At 56.3% G+C, this 20,094-nt stretch carries 19 protein-coding genes; 2 read left to right on the top strand and 17 right to left on the bottom strand.

The genetic code is table 11. The annotated features are described in order from the left end of the window. Nucleotides 1-186: 186 nt before the first annotated feature. The 9 genes from purF to pdxB form a co-directional block, all read right to left on the bottom strand. A complete protein-coding gene (purF, locus tag ACOXYR_RS05450; RefSeq protein WP_108473563.1) occupies nt 187-1,704 on the bottom strand; it encodes an amidophosphoribosyltransferase in 1,518 nt (505 codons plus the stop codon). Between the two features lie 33 nt (nt 1,705-1,737). Continuing rightward, nucleotides 1,738-2,226 (bottom strand): colicin V production protein, encoded by a 489-nt coding sequence (gene cvpA, locus ACOXYR_RS05445; RefSeq protein ID WP_015963619.1) that lies wholly within the window; start codon nt 2,224-2,226, stop codon nt 1,738-1,740. 442 nt (nt 2,227-2,668) lie between these two features. Beyond that, complete coding sequence (gene dedD / locus ACOXYR_RS05440) at nt 2,669-3,370, bottom strand: cell division protein DedD (RefSeq protein WP_415728286.1); 702 nt, start codon at nt 3,368-3,370, stop codon at nt 2,669-2,671. Then, nucleotides 3,360-4,628: a bifunctional tetrahydrofolate synthase/dihydrofolate synthase gene (folC, locus tag ACOXYR_RS05435; protein WP_421355476.1), complete on the bottom strand. Its 1,269-nt coding sequence runs from the start codon at nt 4,626-4,628 to the stop codon at nt 3,360-3,362. The genes dedD and folC overlap by 11 nt, the downstream gene beginning before the upstream one ends. A gap of 72 nt (nt 4,629-4,700) precedes the next feature. Continuing rightward, nucleotides 4,701-5,615, bottom strand: a complete 915-nt coding sequence (gene accD, locus ACOXYR_RS05430) for an acetyl-CoA carboxylase, carboxyltransferase subunit beta (protein WP_421355544.1) — start codon at nt 5,613-5,615, stop codon at nt 4,701-4,703. Nucleotides 5,616-5,768: 153 nt separating this feature from the next. After that, nucleotides 5,769-6,428, bottom strand: a complete 660-nt coding sequence (locus ACOXYR_RS05425) for a DedA family protein (RefSeq protein WP_108473560.1) — start codon at nt 6,426-6,428, stop codon at nt 5,769-5,771. A gap of 28 nt (nt 6,429-6,456) precedes the next feature. Beyond that, entirely contained in the window at nt 6,457-7,269 is an 813-nt protein-coding gene (truA, locus tag ACOXYR_RS05420; protein WP_350436835.1) for a tRNA pseudouridine(38-40) synthase TruA, read from the bottom strand. Further along, entirely contained in the window at nt 7,269-8,282 is a 1,014-nt protein-coding gene (locus tag ACOXYR_RS05415; RefSeq protein WP_421355475.1) for an aspartate-semialdehyde dehydrogenase, read from the bottom strand. The genes truA and ACOXYR_RS05415 overlap by 1 nt, the downstream gene beginning before the upstream one ends. A gap of 62 nt (nt 8,283-8,344) precedes the next feature. After that, complete coding sequence (gene pdxB / locus ACOXYR_RS05410; RefSeq protein ID WP_108473558.1) at nt 8,345-9,481, bottom strand: 4-phosphoerythronate dehydrogenase PdxB; 1,137 nt, start codon at nt 9,479-9,481, stop codon at nt 8,345-8,347. Between the two features lie 111 nt (nt 9,482-9,592). Here pdxB and flk point away from each other — a divergent pair, with 111 nt between their 5' ends. After that, nucleotides 9,593-10,597 carry a flagella biosynthesis regulator Flk gene (gene flk / locus ACOXYR_RS05405; protein WP_421355474.1) on the top strand — a complete coding sequence of 335 codons (1,005 nt, stop codon included), beginning with the start codon at nt 9,593-9,595 and terminating at the stop codon, nt 10,595-10,597. Between the two features lie 87 nt (nt 10,598-10,684). Here flk and ACOXYR_RS05400 read toward each other — a convergent pair whose 3' ends face one another. Further along, nucleotides 10,685-11,863, bottom strand: coding sequence for an MFS transporter (locus ACOXYR_RS05400; RefSeq protein ID WP_350436833.1), 1,179 nt, complete (start codon nt 11,861-11,863; stop codon nt 10,685-10,687). 201 nt (nt 11,864-12,064) lie between these two features. Next, nucleotides 12,065-13,282 (bottom strand): beta-ketoacyl-ACP synthase I, encoded by a 1,218-nt coding sequence (fabB, locus tag ACOXYR_RS05395; RefSeq protein ID WP_108473555.1) that lies wholly within the window; start codon nt 13,280-13,282, stop codon nt 12,065-12,067. A 160-nt stretch (nt 13,283-13,442) separates the two neighbouring features. Between fabB and mnmC the strand changes: the two genes are divergently transcribed. Then, nucleotides 13,443-15,443 carry a bifunctional tRNA (5-methylaminomethyl-2-thiouridine)(34)-methyltransferase MnmC2/FAD-dependent 5-carboxymethylaminomethyl-2-thiouridine(34) oxidoreductase MnmC1 gene (gene mnmC / locus ACOXYR_RS05390; protein WP_421355473.1) on the top strand — a complete coding sequence of 667 codons (2,001 nt, stop codon included), beginning with the start codon at nt 13,443-13,445 and terminating at the stop codon, nt 15,441-15,443. A 100-nt stretch (nt 15,444-15,543) separates the two neighbouring features. Here mnmC and ACOXYR_RS05385 read toward each other — a convergent pair whose 3' ends face one another. Genes ACOXYR_RS05385 through prmB form a run of 6 tightly spaced genes read right to left on the bottom strand, consistent with a single transcriptional unit; the run spans nt 15,544 to nt 20,091 of the window. Next, on the bottom strand, nt 15,544-15,819 hold the full coding sequence (locus ACOXYR_RS05385) for a YfcL family protein (protein WP_113857973.1): 276 nt from the start codon (nt 15,817-15,819) through the stop codon (nt 15,544-15,546). 26 nt (nt 15,820-15,845) lie between these two features. Further along, nucleotides 15,846-16,394, bottom strand: a complete 549-nt coding sequence (locus ACOXYR_RS05380) for an elongation factor P hydroxylase (protein WP_421355472.1) — start codon at nt 16,392-16,394, stop codon at nt 15,846-15,848. A gap of 3 nt (nt 16,395-16,397) precedes the next feature. Next, nucleotides 16,398-17,207 (bottom strand): sulfite exporter TauE/SafE family protein, encoded by an 810-nt coding sequence (locus tag ACOXYR_RS05375; protein WP_421355471.1) that lies wholly within the window; start codon nt 17,205-17,207, stop codon nt 16,398-16,400. Then, nucleotides 17,207-18,031, bottom strand: a complete 825-nt coding sequence (mepA, locus tag ACOXYR_RS05370; protein WP_113857971.1) for a penicillin-insensitive murein endopeptidase — start codon at nt 18,029-18,031, stop codon at nt 17,207-17,209. The genes ACOXYR_RS05375 and mepA overlap by 1 nt, the downstream gene beginning before the upstream one ends. Nucleotides 18,032-18,033: 2 nt before the next feature. Beyond that, nucleotides 18,034-19,119, bottom strand: a complete 1,086-nt coding sequence (gene aroC / locus ACOXYR_RS05365) for a chorismate synthase (protein WP_108473549.1) — start codon at nt 19,117-19,119, stop codon at nt 18,034-18,036. Between the two features lie 39 nt (nt 19,120-19,158). Continuing rightward, on the bottom strand, nt 19,159-20,091 hold the full coding sequence (prmB, locus tag ACOXYR_RS05360; protein WP_108473776.1) for a 50S ribosomal protein L3 N(5)-glutamine methyltransferase: 933 nt from the start codon (nt 20,089-20,091) through the stop codon (nt 19,159-19,161). Nucleotides 20,092-20,094 lie beyond the last annotated feature (3 nt).

The following is a 20,094-nucleotide window of genomic DNA, read 5'->3' as shown; positions in this document are numbered from 1 at the left end:
CCACATATTAAAAATGGTTAATGGACGCTACTATAAAATTTATGGCAGTGATGTTTATCCGGTTTGTTCACACTATTGAAAAACGGATTCTGAAAAATGTGAGGAAGACGAAATTACTGCGAAAAGAGAGGGATAGGATTGGGGGTACAGAAAAGAAAACGCCAGGTTGCCCTGGCGTTAGACGCGTTAACCTTCGTTATGCATCTCTAAGTTTTCCACTTCGTTCTGCAACTGCACCGCTTTGGCGTCGTCGTTACGCAGGGAATCGAGATAATCGAGGTACTGTTGATCGACATCTTTAGTGACGTATACACCGTTAAATACAGAACATTCAAACTGTTGAATATCCGGGTTTTCTGCGCGTACCGCGTCGATCAGATCGTCCAGATCCTGGAAGATAAGACCGTCTGCGCCGATGATCTGGCGAATTTCGTCGACTTCACGACCGTGGGCAATCAGCTCGGTCGCGGTTGGCATGTCGATACCGTAGACGTTCGGGAAACGAATTTCCGGTGCGGCGGAGGCCAGATACACCTTCTTCGCCCCGGCTTCACGTGCCATCTCGATAATCTGCTCTGAGGTGGTGCCGCGCACGATCGAGTCATCGACCAGCAGGACATTTTTATCGCGGAACTCGGCACGGTTGGCGTTAAGCTTACGGCGCACCGATTTACGACGCAGTTGCTGGCCCGGCATGATAAAGGTACGGCCAACGTAGCGGTTTTTCACGAAGCCCTGACGATACGGTTTGCCCAGAATACGCGCGATTTCCAGCGCGATATCGCAGGAGGTTTCCGGAATCGGGATCACCACGTCAATGTCCAGGTCTTCCCACTCGCGGGCAATCTTTTCACCCAGTTTGGTGCCCATATTCACGCGCGCGCTGTAAACGGAAATCTTGTCGATAAAGGAGTCCGGGCGCGCGAAATAGACGTACTCGAACAAGCACGGGTTGCTGACCGGGTTATCCGCGCACTGGCGGGTGAAGAGCTGCCCCTTCTCGGTGATATACACCGCTTCGCCCGGCGCCACGTCGCGCAGGAACTCAAAGCCCAGGGTATCGAGCGCCACGCTTTCGGAAGCAACCATATATTCCGTGCGGCCATCACCAATATCGCGTTTGCCCAGCACCAGCGGGCGAATGCCGTTCGGGTCGCGGAAGGCGACCATGCCGTGACCGATAATCATTGCCACGCAGGCGTAAGCGCCACGGATTTGACGGTTGGTCGCCGCAATTGCGGCGAAGATGTTATCGGCTTCCAGCGGATAATGACGGAAGTTGTCGAGTTCGCTGGCGAAGATATTCAGCAGGATCTCGGAATCAGAGGTGGTGTTGATGTGGCGGCGCTTCTCTTCGAACAGTTTTTGACGCAGTTCGTGCGCGTTGGTCAGGTTGCCGTTATGGGCAAGCGTAATGCCATACGGGGAGTTGACGTAGAAAGGTTGCGCCTCAGACGCGCTGGAGCTGCCAGCGGTTGGGTAACGCACGTGGCCAATCCCCATGTTGCCCTGCATACGCTGCATATGGCGAGCTTCAAAGACATCGCTGACCAGCCCGTTTGCCTTACGTAAACGGAAACAGTTGTTTGCATCAATGGTGATGATGCCCGCGGCATCCTGTCCACGATGCTGCAGCACCGTTAACGCATCATAAATCGACTGGTTGACCGGCATAACACCGGCGATACCGACAATACCGCACATACGTCTTTTCCTCGTTAAGCCACATCTCAGGACTTATGTCCTGGGCAAGAAACTTGACGAGCTTTGCAGATAGTCAAAGAACCATCTGATGATGAAACTGAACTGCGGGATAAGCTGCGATTTATGCCAGTCTTCGCTTTTCGCCACACCGGTAAAGGTATCAAGGAAGAACAGAATAGCGGCGACGATTAACACCCCGCGTAGCGCACCAAAACAGATGCCCAACACCCTGTCCGTTCCCGATAAACCGGTTTTTTCCACCAGTTGACCGATAACGTAGTTAACGATAGCGCCGACGATAAGCGTCGCGATAAACAGTACCGCGATAGCAATCCCGTTGCGAACCAGTTCATCATCAAAGCCCGTGAACCAGACGGACAGGTACGTGTAGTAATGACTCGCGACAAAGAAGGCACAGCCCCATGTCACCAGCGATAACGCTTCACGAACAAAGCCACGGATAAGGCTAACCAGACAGGAAAAACCTATTACCGCGATAATGGCGTAATCAATCCAGACCATATGTGTCCCACGATGCTACGCCCTGTCATCCGGTTCGGGGCGCATTCTAACAGAAAAAGAAAACGTTTGCGTAGGGATTTCCTTTCCCTGCGAAAATAAAAATGGCGCTGAAAAAATGTTCAACGCCATCGCTTCTGGAGGGGTTTTTAATCCCCTCACCCCGGCCCTCTCCCTCAGGGAGAGGGAGAAAACCCACACCGACCTTTACATCGTGCTCGATCGGTTGCCTCACCTTAGGGAGAGGGAGAAAACCCGCACCGACCTTTACATCGTGCTCGATCGGTTCCCTCACCTAAGGGAGGGGGAAATACCCGCACCGACCTTTACATCGTGCTCGATCGGTTCCCTCACCTCAGGAAAAGGAGAAAACCCGCACCGACCTTTACACCATGCTCGATCGGTTCCCTCTCCCTCAGGGAGAGGGCTAGGGTGAGGGTCACCTTTAATTTGGCGAATACCCCATCACCACCCCGCTCAGCCCGGAGAGCTGCTTAAGCTCGCCAAGCGAACCTTTAAGCTTCTCTTTCGACGCATCAGGCCCTACCAGGATGCGGGTAATTTTACCCTGAACTGGCGTGGAAGGCGACGTGTAGACGCGATAGCCCGCACCGCGAAGCGACGCGACAATCTCGTTGACTTTATCGGCGTTTTTCAACGCGCCAAGCTGCACGACGTACGCCTTCCCTTCCGGGGCCGGTTTTTCAGCAGGCGTCGGTTTGGCGGGCGGTGTTTCAGTCGCGGCGGCGATTTGCTCGCTGGCGACATCACGCGCTGGCTGCGGCTTCGGTTTCGGCGGCTCAACCGGTTTGGGTTTTGGCTTCGGTTGTTCCACTTGCACCGGCGCAGGATCGATGCCGTTGTTGTTCGCTGCGGCAAAACGCCCCGGATCGAGCGACGGTGCAGCCGCATCGCCCGCTCTCACTTCTTCCGCCGCGCCTTCCGGCGGCTGAGCAGGCAGCGCCTGCGTCGCCGTCGGCAGCATATCGGGCTCATCGCGGTCGCCCGGTTTTGGCACCAACGGGATCGCGGCAAACTCATCCTGGTAGTGTTTTTTCTGCCCGTCGAGCAGCCCTGGCAGCACAATGACGCCCAGCGCTACCAGCACAATTGTCCCGACTAAGCGGTTCTGAAACTTACTTGCCACCGGCTCTCCCCGCGTCTAACTCTTCCATTACATGCGCTACCGTGTGGAATGAGCCACACACCAGCACCGTATCTTCTGGCCCGGCATCGGCCATCGCCGCGTGCCACGCCTGCGCCACGCTGGCGTAGACGGTTCCTGCGCGTAAGTGTTTCACCAGCTCTTCAGCGGTGGCCCCGCGCGGCCCTTCTAAAGGCGCACAATACCAGCTATCGACCACACCTTCCAGACACGCCAGCGTACCGGCGATATCCTTATCATGCAGCATACCAATAACCGCCAGAACGCGCCCGGTCAGCGGCTCAGATTTGAGACGCCCGGCGAGGTACGCGGCGGCATGCGGGTTATGAGCAACGTCCAGAATCACGCGCGGTGAGGTCTGGATAGTCTGAAAGCGCCCCGGCAGAATGGCACCGGCGATACCGTCACGAATGGCCTGCTCGCTAACGTTAAGGCCACTGGCACGCAGTGCCGCCAGTGCGGTCGCCGCATTAGGTTGCGGCACCTGCGGCAACGGCAGCGCATCCAGGCGGCCTGTCGCATCGCTAAACCACCAGCTTTCAGCGTCCACGCCATACTGCCAGGCAATATCACGTTGTAACAACTGTGCGCCCTTTTCACGCGCCACATCAGCAATTGTCGTCGGCATATCAGGTTCACCGACGACCGCAGGACGCCCGGCACGGAAGATACCGGCTTTTTCACGACCAATACTTTCGCGATCCGGCCCCAGCCAGTCGGTGTGATCCAGTGCGATACTGGTAATGACCGCGACATCCGGATCCACCAGGTTGGTGGCATCCAGTCGCCCGCCGAGCCCAACTTCCAGAATGACCACATCCAGCGCGGCTTGTTTAAACAGCCACAATGCGGAAAGCGTACCGTATTCAAAATAGCTCAACGAGATATCGCCACGCGCCTGCTCGATAGCGGCAAACGATGCCGTATGCGCGCTCTCCATGAGTTCTGCGCCCTGCACGCGTACACGTTCGGTGTAACGCACCAGATGTGGAGAACTGTAAACGCCCACTTTGTAGCCCGCCGCCGTCAGCATCGCTTCCAGCGTCCGGCAGGTGGTGCCTTTGCCGTTGGTTCCGGCAACAGTAAAGACAAATGGCGCAGGTTTCTGCACGTTCAGCCGGGCAGCCACCTCGCCCACGCGTTCCAGGCCCAGGTCGATGGTTTTGCTATGGAGGTGTTCCAGATAAGAAAGCCACGTAGCCAGGGGCGACGTGGCCTGAGGAATAAGTTTGTTGTCCATGATGCCCGCGATTTGTTTAACGGTGATGAGAAGCAAAAAGGGCAGCGCCGTCTGGCCCTGCCCTTTGCATTATCAGGCCTCTGGTTCCTGATCCGGTACCGGTGGTACCACCACACTTTCGTGGGCTTCTTCCGGGTTTGGTGCCGGAAGATTCATGAGCTTCGCCAGGATGCTCGCCAGCTTCAGGCGCATTTCCGGACGACGAACAATCATATCGATTGCCCCTTTCTCAATCAGGAACTCACTGCGCTGGAATCCCGGCGGCAGTTTTTCACGAACCGTTTGTTCGATAACACGCGGGCCGGCAAAGCCGATCAGCGCTTTCGGTTCAGCGATGTTCAGGTCGCCCAGCATCGCGAAGCTCGCCGATACACCGCCCATGGTCGGGTCGGTCAGTACCGAGATATACGGCAGACCACGTTCCTGCATTTTCGCCAGCGCCGCAGAGGTTTTCGCCATCTGCATCAGCGACATCAGCGCTTCCTGCATACGTGCCCCACCGGATGCGGAGAAGCAAATCAGCGGGCAGTTATCTTCCAGCGCCTGCTCAACCGCACGAACAAAACGCGCGCCAACTACGGAGCCCATCGAACCGCCCATAAAGGCGAATTCGAATGCCGCAGCCACCACCGGCATTTCGTGCAGCGTGCCTTTCATGACCACCAGCGCATCTTTCTCGCCCGTTTCTTTCTGAGCAGACGCCAGACGGTCTTTGTATTTTTTGGAGTCACGGAACTTCAGCACGTCTTTGGGCTCAAGCTCGCTTCCCAGTTCCACCAGTGATCCTTCATCCAGCAGGCTATGCAGGCGATTACGCGCTGACATACGCATGTGGTGGTCACACTTAGGGCAAACCTCCAGGTTACGCTCCAGCTCGGCGCGGTACAGAACCTGCCCACAGCTGTCGCACTTGGTCCATACACCCTCAGGAATGCTCGCTTTGCGTGTAGGGGTGATGTTGCTTTTAATTCGTTCAATCCAGCTCATTGATAACCTTTCTGCCTGAACCTGGTCGATGCCAGTTTTGTCATAAGGGGCGCATAATGCCATTTTTGCCCCTTACAGACCATGAATGTTGCACATTAAAACATAACAGCCCGAAACTTTGGATAAAAAAGTGGTCGAACCGCGAATTCGCGCTTACTTCGCTTGTTTTGCCGCCGCGCGACGATGGCGCACAATTTCGATAACCCCTGGCAAAACAGAGACCACAATAATCCCGACAATCAGTAACTTAAGGTTATCCTGAATCATCGGGATGGTACCGAAGAAGTAACCTGCATAGGTAAACAGCAGCACCCATAATACCGCGCCAATTACGTTATAGGCGGCAAAATGGCGATAGGACATGTGCCCCATCCCCGCGACAAACGGTGCGAAAGTGCGCACAATCGGCACGAAGCGCGCCAGAATAATCGTTTTTCCGCCGTGTTTTTCATAAAACTGGTGCGTTTTATCCAGGTAGCTGCGACGGAAAATTTTCGAGTTCGGGTTACTGAATAGCTTCTCGCCAAACAGCCGTCCAATCGTGTAGTTCACCGCATCTCCGGCAATTGCCGCAATCAACATTAATGCCACCATCAGATGGACGTTAATGTCGTTGGTGCCCAGCGAAGCCAGCGCCCCGGCGACAAACAGCAGGGAATCGCCCGGTAAAAACGGCGTAACAACCAGGCCTGTTTCACAGAAAAGAATTAAAAACAGAATGGCATAAACCCAGACGCCGTATTGCGCGACAAGTTCTGCCAGATGCACGTCAATATGTAGAATAAAATCAATGAGAAAGTGAATCAGATCCATAATTGTCTTCAGCCTTTGTGAACTGCTCTCAGTCCGCTAAAAATAGCGGCCCCATGGGTACGCGCGGCAGGTCAAAACGTTCCGGGTAATCAACAGAAACCAGATACAAACCTTCCGCTTTCGCCGTTGCTGCCGCCAGCGTTCTGTCTTTTGCGGCTAACAACTCAGCAATCCAGCTCTCTGGCTGGTTTTGGGCGCCGACTTCCATCAGGCTGCCGACGATATTCCTTACCATATGATGCACAAAGGCATTCGCTTTAATATCTACCACCACGTACGCGCCATAGCGGGCAACATTAATATGCATAACATTGCGCCACGGCGTGCGTGACTGACACTGCACCGCGCGGAACGAGGTGAAATCGTTCTCGCCCAACAAACACTGGGCGGCACGGTGCATTCGCGCCTCATCCAGCGGTTGATGGTAGTGGGTTACTCCCTGACTCATCACCGCCGGACGCAACCGATGATTGTAGATGATGTAGCGATAACGGCGAGCCGTGGCGCTAAAACGTGCATGAAAATCTTCCGGCACATGTTTCACCCAACGCACGGCAATGTCACCAGGTAAATTCGCATTTACACCAAGTGTCCACGCCGCGTCTTTACGATCGGCGGTGGTTTCAAAATGCACCACCTGCCCGGTACCGTGTACGCCTGAATCGGTACGCCCGGCGCAGAACACGGTGATCGGTTCGTTGGCCACCTGAGTGAGCGCTTTTTCCAGCTTCTCCTGCACGCTGCGGACTTCGTTCTGACGCTGCCAGCCATAATATTTGCTGCCGTCATACTCGATGCCCAGCGCAATTTTATAGACGGGCTGTTGCTGCACTTCTGACATTAGTACATATACTCCTGCACTAATTTTTCAGCGATTTTCACCGCCATCAGCGCGCCGCCAAAGCGAACGTTATCAGCGACCGACCAGAACTGTACCTGTTCCGGCATACCGTAGTCATTACGCACACAGCCGACAGAGAGATGCGCGCTGCCGGAGGCGTCGCTTACCTGCGTCGGGAATTCATTCTCTTCAGAGAGCACGACATCTTCGCCACGAGCGAAAGCATCGCGAGCTTCGTCTGCCGCCAGTGGACGCATGGCTTCAAATCCGACCATCTGCGCGTGGCCATAGAAGACCGGCGACTGGACGCAGTTCGCGGAGATAATCAGGCCTTCATCCTGCAAAATTTTGCGCGTTTGATCGACGATACGCTGCTCTTCATGCACGATACCTTCACGATTCGGCAGCAGCGGCAGCATGTTAAACGCCAGCTGGCGACCGAAGAAATCGTCATCATCAATCGGAATGCCGTTGAGCAGTTTTGCACTCTGCCCCGCCAGCGCATCGACGGCTTTCTTGCCGTGAGCCGATGCGGAAAGCAGGCAGGTCACGTTGATACGCGCCAGACCGCCCTGGTCGATCAGCGGTTTCAGCGCTGCCAGCAGTTGACTGGTCTGGCTGTCCGGCACAGCAATCAAGTTACGGTTACGGTAATCGGCCAACACAAACGGGTTCACTTCCGGCACAACCAGCGGCACGTCCGGTTCAAGCGCGAACTGTCCACTCAAATCAATAACCAGGCAGCCTGAGTTAGTGGCTTCTTCCACATACGTTGACGTGGCTTCAACACCCGCTGCAAAGAACGCGAGTTGAACCTGTGTCCAGTCGAATTCCGCCGCATCCTGAACGCGCACGGTTTTCCCGCCAAAGCGCAGCGATTCCCCGGCACTTTCGCTACGCGCCAGCGCATAGAGTTCACCTACCGGGAACTCACGCTCCGCCAGTGTTTCAAGCAGGGCTTCCCCAACGGCGCCCGTTGCGCCCAGTACGGCAATATTCCAGCCTTCAGACATGGTGATTAACTCCAGAAATAGCGACGTGCCTCGCCGACGGGCAAGGCACAAAAGAAATAATCTTAACGAATCGGATGATGAACGGCGTTAAACCCGAGCTTTTTCAAAAGCGTTGCCGCATCTGCGTCATCACATTGTACATACAGTGACGACCACTCGCGGCGCTCAAGGTAATTCTTACGCAGCTTGTCGAACTCACCCGGAATGCCCGCCACTTTTCGCAGCGGCGCATCATCGCGGCGCACATCATACACCAAATGCACCAGCCTTTTCAGCGTTGGCTGATCGAGCTTACCGTGCAAGGTGATGCGGCCGAATTCTGGCGGCGGCAGCAGCGTATCCAGCGCCACCTGCTGCGCCTGGCCGATAAACTTGCTATAGGCTTCAAACACCTGCGTGGTGCCGCGCGCTTTGCCTTCCAGCGTGTAGCCGGCGATGTGCGACGTGCCGATATCCACTTTTTCGAGCAGCGCCAGGTTGAGATCCGGTTCCGGCTCCCAGACATCAAGCACAACGCTAAGATCCTGACCGGCTTCAAGGCATTTTAGCAAGGCCGCGTTATCCACCACCGGGCCACGGCAGGCGTTAATTAAAATCGCGCCCGGCTTCAGACTGCGGATCAGCGCTTCATCGGCCAGGTGCAGCGACTTATACGGGCCATCTTTAAACAGCGGCGTATGGAAGGTCAGGATATCGGCTTCCTGTACCAGTTCATCGAGCGCGCGGAAATCGCCCTCGTCGCCGTTATCGGCACGCGGCGGATCGCACAGCAGCGTGCGCACACCCAGCGCTTCCAGACGTTTTTGCAGCCGTCCGCCTACATTACCGACACCTACAATCCCGACCGTACGGTCAGTGAGCGTAAAACCGTCGCGCTCAGCCAGATACAACAGTGAGGAGAAAACGTATTCCACGACCGCAATGGCGTTACAGCCAGGGGCGGCGGAAAAACCAATGCCCGCCTGCGCAAGCCACGCCTGATCGACATGGTCCGTACCCGCGGTCGCCGTGCCAACAAATTTAATCGACTGATTCGCCAGCAGGGACTCATTCACCTTCGTGACGGATCGCACCATCAGCGCGTCGGCGCCCGCCAGTTCCGCTACCGGAATGGGACGTCCTGGAACAGCCTTCACCTCACCCAAACGGCTGAAGAGCTCACGGGCGTAGGGCATATTTTCATCAACAAGGATTTTCACGTTACGGTACCTGTCTGAGAACGAGAGTTAACCGGGGAAGTGTGCCATAATCTGGCCGCCAGGCATACTCGACATCCTGGTTAAGTAGAGCAATAAGGTTAAGGATAAATCATGACGCAACCCATTTCAGGTATGCCCTCGCGCCCTCCGGGGGAAGGTTCAACCACCACTTCTGTCGCCGGAGAACAACCGCTCTCCACGCAGCAGCGCACGGTACTTGAACGTCTCATCACGCGTCTTATGGCGTTGACCTCACAAACGAATGCGCAGGTGTGGGCTGGCGTGCGTCACGATTTGGGGTTGAAGAATGATTCACCGCTGGTGTCGCGCAATTTTCCTGCCGCCGAGCAGAATCTGAATCAGCGCCTCGAAACGGCACAGCAGAATCTTAGCACCCGGCAAACCCTGTCACAGCTGACGGAACTGTTGAATCACGGTAATAATCGCCAGGCGGTGAGTGATTTTATTCGCCAGCAGTATGGGCAAACCGCGCTGAGTCAGTTAACACCCGCTCAACTGAAAAGCGTGCTGCAACTCCTGCAAAACGGCCAGCTGTCGATTCCGCAACCGCAGCAACGCCCGGCAACCGATCGCCCGCTGCAGCCAGCCGAGCACAATACGCTGAATCAGTTGGTGACCAAACTTGCCGCTGCCACGGGCGAGTCGAGCAAGATTATCTGGCAATCAATGCTGGAGCTTTCCGGCGTGAAAACCGGCGAGTTAATTCCGGCCAAACATTTTACGGCACTGGCGACCTGGCTACAGGCGCGTCAGACACTAAGCACCCAGCCGGCGCCGACGCTCAATGCACTGCAGGCGGCGCTCAAACAGCCGATGGAACCGCACGAGTGGCAGGCCCTGAAGGATTACGGTCAGCAAAACTGGAACATCACGCCACAGACGGTGCTGACAATGACGCAGGTGCAAACGCTGTTGAATCAGCTTTTCCTCAAGCGCGTCGAGCGTTCGCAGGATACGCTGGATGTGCGATATGTGCAGCCCATCACCAGCCCGTTCGCACCGATCATTGAGGCATATAAATCCGCTTCTGCGCGACCGGGCCTGATGCTTATCGTGCTCGTTGTGGTGATGGCGCTGTTATGGATGGTGCTCTAAGCCTGCAGTAACAACAGACGAATGATGGTGGTCATCACCGCGTCATCATCATTCGTTCCGGTGATTCAGTTCGCCTGTTGAGGAACATTACTTTTTACGAAACGCGACGAGCGTCACCACAATGCCCAGCAGCGCTGAAATCGCCCCGGCGAGGAAGACGGAAGGATATCCCGCCATTGTCGCCAGCATCCCCGCCAGCGGGCCGGAGACACCGAGCGCGATGTCCTGAAATGCCGCATAGCCGCCTAATGCCGTGCCGCGCACCTGCGGCGGTACACGCTTGACGACTTCGACGCCCAGCGCCGGGAAAATCAGCGAACAACCTGCGCCGGTCAACGCCGCGCCGGCCAATGCCATCCATGCATCCGGTGCCTGCCACAGCAGCGCAAGTCCCACCGTTTCAACCAGCAGCGAGCCCACCGCCACCTTCACGCCGCCAAAGCGGTCAGGCATCCAGCCAAACAGAATACGCACCAGCACAAACGCGCCGCCGAAGGCCGTCAAGGTGAAACCCGCCATCGCCCAGCCGTTGCTGGCAAAGTAGAGCGACACGAAGGTACCTATCATCGCAAAGCCCACGCCCTGCAACGCCAGGCCCAGACCCGGCTGCCAGATAAGCCCAATGACGCTCCACAGCGAAGGCCTCTCGCCTGCGTTGGCGGGCACTTTGCGTACACTGCCGTTAAATGCCCACGCCGCCACAGGCAGCAACATCGTCACCACGGCGAGCGTGGCAAAACTGTAATGGCTGTTGAGGAAAAGCCCCAATGGCGCACCGACCGCCAGCGCGCCAAAAATCGCCATCCCGTTCCACGACATCACCTTTCCGGAGCGTTTTGGGCCAACGAGCCCCATTCCCCAGGTAAGTGTTCCGGTCAGCAGTTGGCTTTCACCAAAGCCCAGAATCAAACGGCCGACAATCAAGAGGCCAAACTTCACCATCGCATCAACGGGAAGCAGTGCCGCCGCCAGCCAGGCCGCCCCGGCCAGCGCACAGGCGGCCATTCCCTGAAGCGCCGAACGCTTCGCACCGTATTGATCGGCCAGACGCCCGGCATAGCCGCGCGTTAATACGGTGGCGAGAAACTGAATACCCACGGCGATACCGACCATGGTATTGCCATACCCCAGTTCCTGATGCACAAACAACGGAATAACGGGCAGCGGAATACCGACGGTCAGATAGGTGAGAAAAACGGCAAAGGCGATACGGAACAGCGAGCCGTTACCGGAAGATGCTGGAACAGATTGAGAAACTTCGGACATGCTTTACTCCAGAATGCAGAGTAAGGCGGGGAATAGACCACGCCTCCTCCACCTGATAATCAGGGTGTCGGCGCGTTGATTGACGTTAAACGCTTACGCACTCGTATAAGAGTGTTGAGGGCCGATTTTGCCTTTTTTAACAGCAAGATGTCAACGCACAAAAAAGGAGCCTTCCGGCTCCTTTTTTAAGGCGTTCAGCAATTACGCTTTCAGCTTACGCATCACCAGCGTTGCGTTAGTGCCGCCGAAGCCGAAGCTGTTGGACATCACGGTGGTCAGTTCACGCTCGGTCGGTTCGGTTACGATGTTCAGGCCAGCGGCCTGCTCGTCCAGCTCTTCAATGTTGATGCTTGGCGCGATAAAGCCATGTTCCAGCATCAGCAGAGAATAGATAGCTTCCTGCACGCCAGCGGCACCCAGAGAGTGACCGGTCATGGCTTTGGTTGCGGAGATAGCCGGGCTGTTACTGCCAAACACTTCCTGAATAGCGCCCAGTTCTTTCACGTCGCCAACCGGCGTAGACGTACCGTGGGAGTTCAGGTAGTCGATAGGAGTATCAACGCCGTTCATTGCCATCTTCATGCAACGTACTGCGCCTTCGCCAGACGGAGCAACCATGTCAGCGCCATCAGACGTTGCACCGTAGCCCACGATCTCTGCATAAATATGCGCACCGCGCGCCAGAGCGTGTTCCAGCTCTTCGACAACAACCATACCGCCGCCGCCCGCGATGATAAAACCGTCACGGTGTGCGTCATACGTACGGGACGCTTTTTCCGGGGTGTCGTTGAATTTCGTGGACAGCGCGCCCATTGCATCGAACTCGCAGGCCATTTCCCAGCCCAGTTCTTCGCCGCCACCGGCAAACACGATGTCCTGTTTGCCCAACTGGATTTGTTCTACCGCGTTACCTATGCAGTGTGCGGAGGTGGCACACGCGGAACTGATAGAGTAGTTCACACCGTGAATTTTAAACGGTGTTGCCAGGCACGCGGAAACCGCGGAGCCCATGGCTTTGGTCACCACATAAGGGCCGACTGCTTTCAGGCCACGTGGGCTACGCATTGCGTCGGCACCGAACACCTGCGCTTTAGAGGAGCCGCCGGAACCAGCGATCAGCCCCACACGCGGGTTGTTCTGATAATCTTCAGCTTTCAGGCCAGAGTCTTCAACTGCTTGCTGCATAGAGAGGTAAGCGTAAATAGAGGCATCGTTCATGAAACGGACCACTTTGCGGTCGATAAGACCGGTGGTGTCCAGTTTGACGTTACCCCATACGTGGCTACGCATACCAGAGTCTTTAAACTCTTGAGAGAAAGTGATCCCCGAGCGTCCTTCACGCAGAGATGCCAGGACTTCCTGCTGGTTGCTACCGATGCTGGAAACGATGCCCAGGCCAGTAATCACTGCACGTTTCATTCATAACCTCTGTAAGTCATCACTATTTTAAAGTTTCGAGAGGCAAGATAGCGTACACTTGTACGCCGAACAAGTCCGATCAGCCAATTTATGCATAAATTTGCGCCTTCCGGCACGCATCGCTAAGATCGGCAGACTCCTTGCCGCACGAGTAACTTACGTGAAACAAAACGCCATACAATCTGCCAACCTCGAATTCAACAGTGAGGGTACACCTGTTTCCCGAGATTTCGACGACGTCTATTTCTCCAACGACAACGGTCTGGAAGAAACGCGCTACGTCTTTCTGGGAGGTAACCAGTTAGAGGCACGCTTCCCCACCCATCCGCATCCTCTGTTTGTAGTAGCGGAAAGCGGGTTCGGAACGGGGCTCAACTTCCTGACCCTTTGGCAGGCATTTGATGCCTTTCGCCTCAAGTGGCCTGAGGCGACACTGCAGCGGCTGCATTTTGTCAGCTTTGAAAAATTCCCGCTCACCGCAGCCGACCTGCGCTTAGCGCATCAGCACTGGCCGGAACTGGCTTCGTGGGCGGAACAGCTTCAGGCCCAGTGGCCATTGCCACTGGCGGGCTGCCATCGTTTATTGCTTGATGGCGGGCGGGTGACGCTTGATTTGTGGTTTGGCGATATTAACGAACTGACCGATCAACTGGATGATTCGTTTAATCAGCAGGTGGATGCCTGGTTCCTTGACGGTTTTGCCCCGGCGAAAAACCCGGATATGTGGACGCCACAACTCTTTTCCGCGATGGCACGCCTGGCCCGGCCCGGCGGCACGCTAGCCACGTTCACCTCGGCGGGGTTTGTCCGTCGCGGGTTGCAGGACGCTGGTTTTACGATGCATAAAACCAAAGGCTTTGGTCGCAAGCGTGAAATGCTGGTCGGTGAAATGACGCAACCGAACGCACTTCCCGCACGTGCGCCGTGGTTTGCCCGCACCGGCGCCAGCTCGCGTGAAACCGCGATTATCGGCGGGGGTATCGCCAGCGCCCTGCTCTCACTGGCCCTGCTGAGACGCGGCTGGCAGGTGACGCTTTACTGTGCCGACGATGCCCCGGCGCAGGGCGCATCCGGTAATCGTCAGGGGGCGCTGTATCCGTTGTTGAGCGCGCACGATCCCGCGCTGGAAACATTCTTCCCGGCGGCGTTCACCTTCGCTCGTCGGCTTTATGATTCGCTTCCGGTGGCCTTTGATCATCAGTGGTGCGGCGTCACCCAGCTTGGCTGGGATGCAAAAAGTCAGCAGAAAATCGACCACATGCTGTTGCTGGGGCTGCCTGAAGGATTGGCTCATGCGGTAAGCGCACAGGAGGTTGCCGCCGCTACGGGTGTGGAAACTGGCTGCGGTGGCATTCAGTACCCGGCGGGCGGCTGGCTCTCTCCGGCACAGCTTACGGCGGGCGTATTTGCACTGGCCCGCCAGCAGGGGCTGGTCGTGCACTGGAACAAATCCCTCACTTCGCTGGAAAAACAGGATGAGGCCTGGCAATTGCATTTCGCTGATGGAGAAAGCGCCCGCGCCGCGAGCGTGGTGCTGGCGACCGGGCATAATATTAACCAGCTTCCACAAACCGCCGCGTTGCCTGTGTACGCTGTTGGCGGACAGGTAAGCCATATCCCCACTCGCCCTACGCTGGCGCAGCTTCGCCAGGTGCTGTGCTATGACGGTTATCTGACGCCGCAAAACCCGGCTAATCAGCATCACTGCATTGGTGCAAGCTACCATCGTGGTGAACGCGAGATGACCTTTAACGAGGAAGACCAGCAGCATAATCGTCAGCGATTGATCGACTGTTTCCCCGATGCCGAATGGGCAAAAGCGGTCGATGTCAGCGCCAACGAGGCGCGCGTTGGTGTGCGTTGCGCCACGCGCGATCATCTGCCGATGCTCGGCAATGTGCCGGATTACGACGCCACGCTGGCGCAATATGCCCATCTGCTGGAGGAGCAGGACACCGCAGCAACAGCCCCGGTTTATCCGAATCTGTTTATGCTGGGTGGGCTTGGGTCTCGCGGATTATGTACCGCCCCGCTGGCGGCCGAAGTGCTGGCATCGCAAATGAGCCATGAACCACTGCCGCTGGATGCACGCACGTTATCGGCGTTAAATCCGAATCGGTTGTGGATAAGGAAGTTATTGAAGGGAAAGAAGGTTAAGTAAGCTCCCCCTCACCCCGGCCCTCTCCCGCAGGGAAAGGGAGAAAAACCAAAACGCACGAACGATCCCCACTCCTACAGGGAGAGGGGATCGGGCCAGGGCTCTACTGCTGCGCCTTCTGGAACAGCGTCTCCCACATCCCCAGCACCAGCGCCTGATCGCGCGGTGACAGTTCGCCGGCCTGAATCGCTTTCTCCAGGCTGCGAGTGACGTTATGTGACACCGCTTGAGCAGAGTGGTCGTCGCCCTCTTCCAGCTCGGCAACCGCCAGCGTCAGGTGACCACGCAGATAACCGCTGGCAAACAGTTCATCGTCGCTGGCGTGCTCCACCATGTCATCAATTAACGCCAGAATGCGTGATTCAAACTCGGCGATCATCTTCTTTCCTCTTTTTGAACGTGGCGTTAGTTAAGGTCTTCCGGCCACGGAAATTGTTCTGCCGCGAGCGGCGGCGTCTGATAATAGTTTTGTAATGCGTTGATAAATCTGGCCGGGCGTGCAGGAATGCCCTTCTCCAGATATTCCATCACCTGCGCATGTACGCGGCGCTGAAAAACAATGCGGTCCGGCTCGAAGTCGCCTTCCAGGTTGTCGCAACTTACGTTAAACGGATAGCCCGCCGCCACGCAGAAAAGCCAGTCGAAAGCCTGTGGTTTCACTTCCACATCTTCAAACTGCCCCTGCGTTTTGGCATCGCGTCCGTCCGGGCAGTACCAGTAACCGAAATCGACCAGCTCACGACGCGCCTTTCCGGCGATACACCAGTGCGAAATCTCGTGCAGCGCGCTGGCGTAAAAGCCATGGGCAAAGACGATGCGGTTATAGGGCACATCGGCATCAGCAGGAAGATAGATCGGTTCGTCGTCGCCTTTAATCAGACGGGTATTAAAATCATCGGCAAAGCAACCATCGAAAATATCGATCAGCTGCTGCGCGTTATGCGTTGCGTTCATTACTTAATTCATCCCTAACCACTGAAGGATTTCCTGTCCATGGCTGTCATACAGAAGTTTGGCGCTCATCACCGCCGAGACGATGACAATCATCGGGCGAATAAGCGATTGCCCTTTGCTGAGAACCAGCCGTGACCCCATTCGGGCACCGAAGAACTGGCCGACCATCATCACGAAGCCGGTTGCCCAGATAACTTTGCCGCCCAGAATAAACAGTAGCAGCCCGCCGACGTTTGACGTGGCGTTCAGCACTTTCGCATGGGCGGTTGATTTGGCGAGGTTGAAGCCTGCCAGGGTGACAAACGCCAGTGCGTAGAATGACCCCGCGCCGGGGCCAAAGAAACCGTCATAAAAACCGACGCCCCCCCCCGCCACCAGCGCAAATGGTAGACCGTGCAGACGACGTGCGCGGTCGCCTTCACCGATTTTCGGCATCAAGAGGAAGTACAGACCAATACCGATAATCAGCAGCGGTAAAATCTGGCGCAATACGTCAGCTTTCACATACTGAACCAGCAGCGCACCCGCCATTGAACCGATAAAGGTCATCAGGATATTGAGCTTCTGATCGGCCAGATTCACCACCTTCTGGCGGATAAAATAGAGCGACGCAGAAAGCGATCCGCCGCAGGCCTGCAATTTATTTGTCGCCAGCGCTTGCGCCGGCGACATGCCCGCCGCCATTAGCGCGGGAACGGTGAGTAAGCCGCCACCGCCCGCTAAAGAATCAATAAATCCGGCCAGTGCGGCGATAAAAAACAGCGCCACCAGCATGAGGGGTGATACCGTGAATATCTCAACAAAACTGTCCATCAGAGTACGTGCTCATCCAGTAACGCCTGGCAGGAAGGCGGTAATGGCGGCGGCGTCTTCTTCACAGGTTTGGTGGTGCCCGGTTTAGGCGGTTCGAACCAGCTTTGCAACTCCGCACCGCAACCGTCACCTGCCGGCGGCAAAGCTTGATCTTCACATTCAAGGCTGTTCGCCGGGCAACGCAAACGCACGTGCATATGCGCGCGATGCTGGAACCACGGGCGAACTTTACGTAACCAGTCGCGATCGCTCCCCGCCTCCAGACAAAGCTGTTGCTTAATTGCCGGGTTCACAAAGATGCGCGTGACGTCGTTGTCCTGCGCGGCAAGCTTAATCAGATGGCCAATTTCCGGCTGCCAGACGCGCGAGTTAATGCTTTTACCATCCGCCGCGACCAGATCCAGCGCCTGCGGTTTCAGCAGTTGCGCCGACGTCCAGCGGGTTTTCGGCAATTGCAGGAAGATATCGACATCCAATCCGCTCTGGTGGCTGGCATGGCCGCCGTTAAAGCGCCCACCGGCTGGCATGCCCATATCGCCAATCAGAACCGTTCCCATGCCGTGGTTCTGCACCTGCTGACTGAGGCGCTGAATAAAACGCACCAGATCCGGGTGGCCGAAATAACGACGCTGATCGGTGCGCATCACCTGATACGTGTTCGATTGCAGCGGCAGCGCTTCTGCCCCGACAATACAGCCGTTGGCGAACGCGCCGATTGACTGCGCACTGCCCGCAATAGGCTGCGTTACTTTTTGCCACGGCGTTGCCGCCAGGCTGGCGGTGCTGACCACAAGGGCCAGCAGAGCGAGAACGGTTTTTTTCATGATTACCAGCGTGGAAGAGTGGTCGTCACATCGGCGTTTTGCGCACGTTGACGCATAAAGTGATCCATCAAAACTATCGCCAGCATCGCTTCCGCGATAGGCACCGCACGAATACCGACACACGGGTCGTGACGGCCTTTGGTGATCATCTCAACTTCTTCACCAAAGCGATTGAGCGTTTTACCCGGCACGGTAATGCTGGAGGTGGGTTTCAGAGCGATGTTCGCGACAATCTGCTGACCGCTGCTGATACCGCCCAGAATGCCGCCCGCGTGGTTGCTCTGGAAACCGTCTTTGGTGATTTCGTCGCGATTTTCACTGCCACGCAGTTTCACTACGTCAAAACCGTCGCCGATTTCCACGCCTTTCACCGCGTTGATGCTCATCAGTGCGTGCGCGATATCGGCATCCAGGCGGTCAAAGACTGGCTCGCCAAAGCCCGCAGGTACACCATCGGCAACCACAGTGACTTTCGCCCCGATAGAGTCGCCCTCTTTTTTCAGGCCGCGCATCAGTTCATCCAGGGCGTCGATTTTGTCTGGATCCGGGCAGAAGAATGGGTTCTGCTCAACCTGATCCCAGTCTTTTATCGCCAAAGGAATATCACCCATCTGAGTCAGGCATGCGCGGATCTGAATTCCGAATTTCGTCGCGAGGAATTTTTTGGCAATGGCGCCCGCCGCCACGCGCATTGCCGTTTCACGGGCAGAAGAACGGCCACCGCCGCGATAGTCGCGCAGGCCATATTTCTGTTCATAGGTGTAATCAGCGTGCCCTGGGCGGAACACATCTTTGATAGCACCGTAATCCTGCGAGCGCTGATCGGTATTTTCAATCAGCAGGCCAATGCTGGTACCGGTGGTCACGCCTTCAAACACGCCAGAGAGAATTTTCACCTGGTCCGGCTCGCGGCGCTGGGTGGTGTAGCGCGAGGTGCCAGGGCGACGACGGTCGAGGTCGTGCTGCAAATCCGCTTCCGTTAACGGGATGCCTGGCGGCACGCCATCAACGATGCAGCCCAGTGCCAGACCATGCGACTCACCGAAGGTGGTTACGCGAAAGAGTTGTCCAATTGTATTTCCTGCCATCACGGCTCCGCTGTCGTTGTTGTGTTGTTGCGTGCTGGATTAATCTTTGTAAATCGCGAAATGATCGCGGGCAGCCACCAGCTGCGCTTTGGTCAGCATGAAGACGCCGTCACCGCCGTTATCAAACTCCAGCCAGGTAAACGGTACGTCCGGGTACTGCTCCATGAGATGCACCATGCTGTTGCCGACTTCACAAATCAGCACGCCATCGTCCGCAAGGTAATCCGGCGCACAGGCCAGAATGCGGCGCGTCAGCTTCAGCCCATCCGTACCCGAAGCGAGGCCCAGCTCTGGCTCGAAACGGTATTCGCTTGGCAAATCGGACATATCTTCAGCATCGACGTACGGCGGGTTAGTGACGATTAAATCGTACTGCAACTGCGGCAGGTCGCGGAAGAGGTCTGAGCGAATTGGCGTGACGTTATGGATCATGCCGTGTTCTTCAATATTTTGTTCGGCCACGGCCAGCGCATCCAGCGAAATATCCACGGCGTCCACTTCCGCTTCCGGGAAGGCATAAGCGCTGGCGATCGCGATACAGCCGCTGCCGGTACACATATCAAGGATATGCTGCGGCTGATGATTGATAAGACCGGCAAACTTATTGTTGATTAATTCGCCAATCGGCGAGCGCGGTACCAGCACGCGTTCATCGACGTAAAATTCATGGCCACAGAACCAGGCTTTGTTGGTCAAATACGCGACCGGAATACGCTCGTTCACGCGGCGGATCACGCGCTCAACAATGCGGTGTTTTTCACTGGAGGTGAGGCGTGCGCTGCGCATGTCTTCCGGAATATCCAGCGGCAGATAGAGTGAAGGCAGAACCAGCTGTACGGCTTCATCCCACGGGTTATCGGTGCCGTGCCCGTACCAGATATTCGCCGCGCTAAAACGGCTTACCGCCCAGCGCAGCATGTCCTGAATGGTTTGCAGCTCATTGACCGCTTCATCGACAAAAATCTTATCCACATT

This window comes from Pseudocitrobacter faecalis (assembly GCF_965231525.1).
Classification (GTDB): Bacteria; Pseudomonadota; Gammaproteobacteria; order Enterobacterales; family Enterobacteriaceae; genus Pseudocitrobacter; species Pseudocitrobacter faecalis.
Note: the sequence above shows the minus strand (reverse complement) of the source record. Positions and strands in the feature narration are given on the sequence as shown.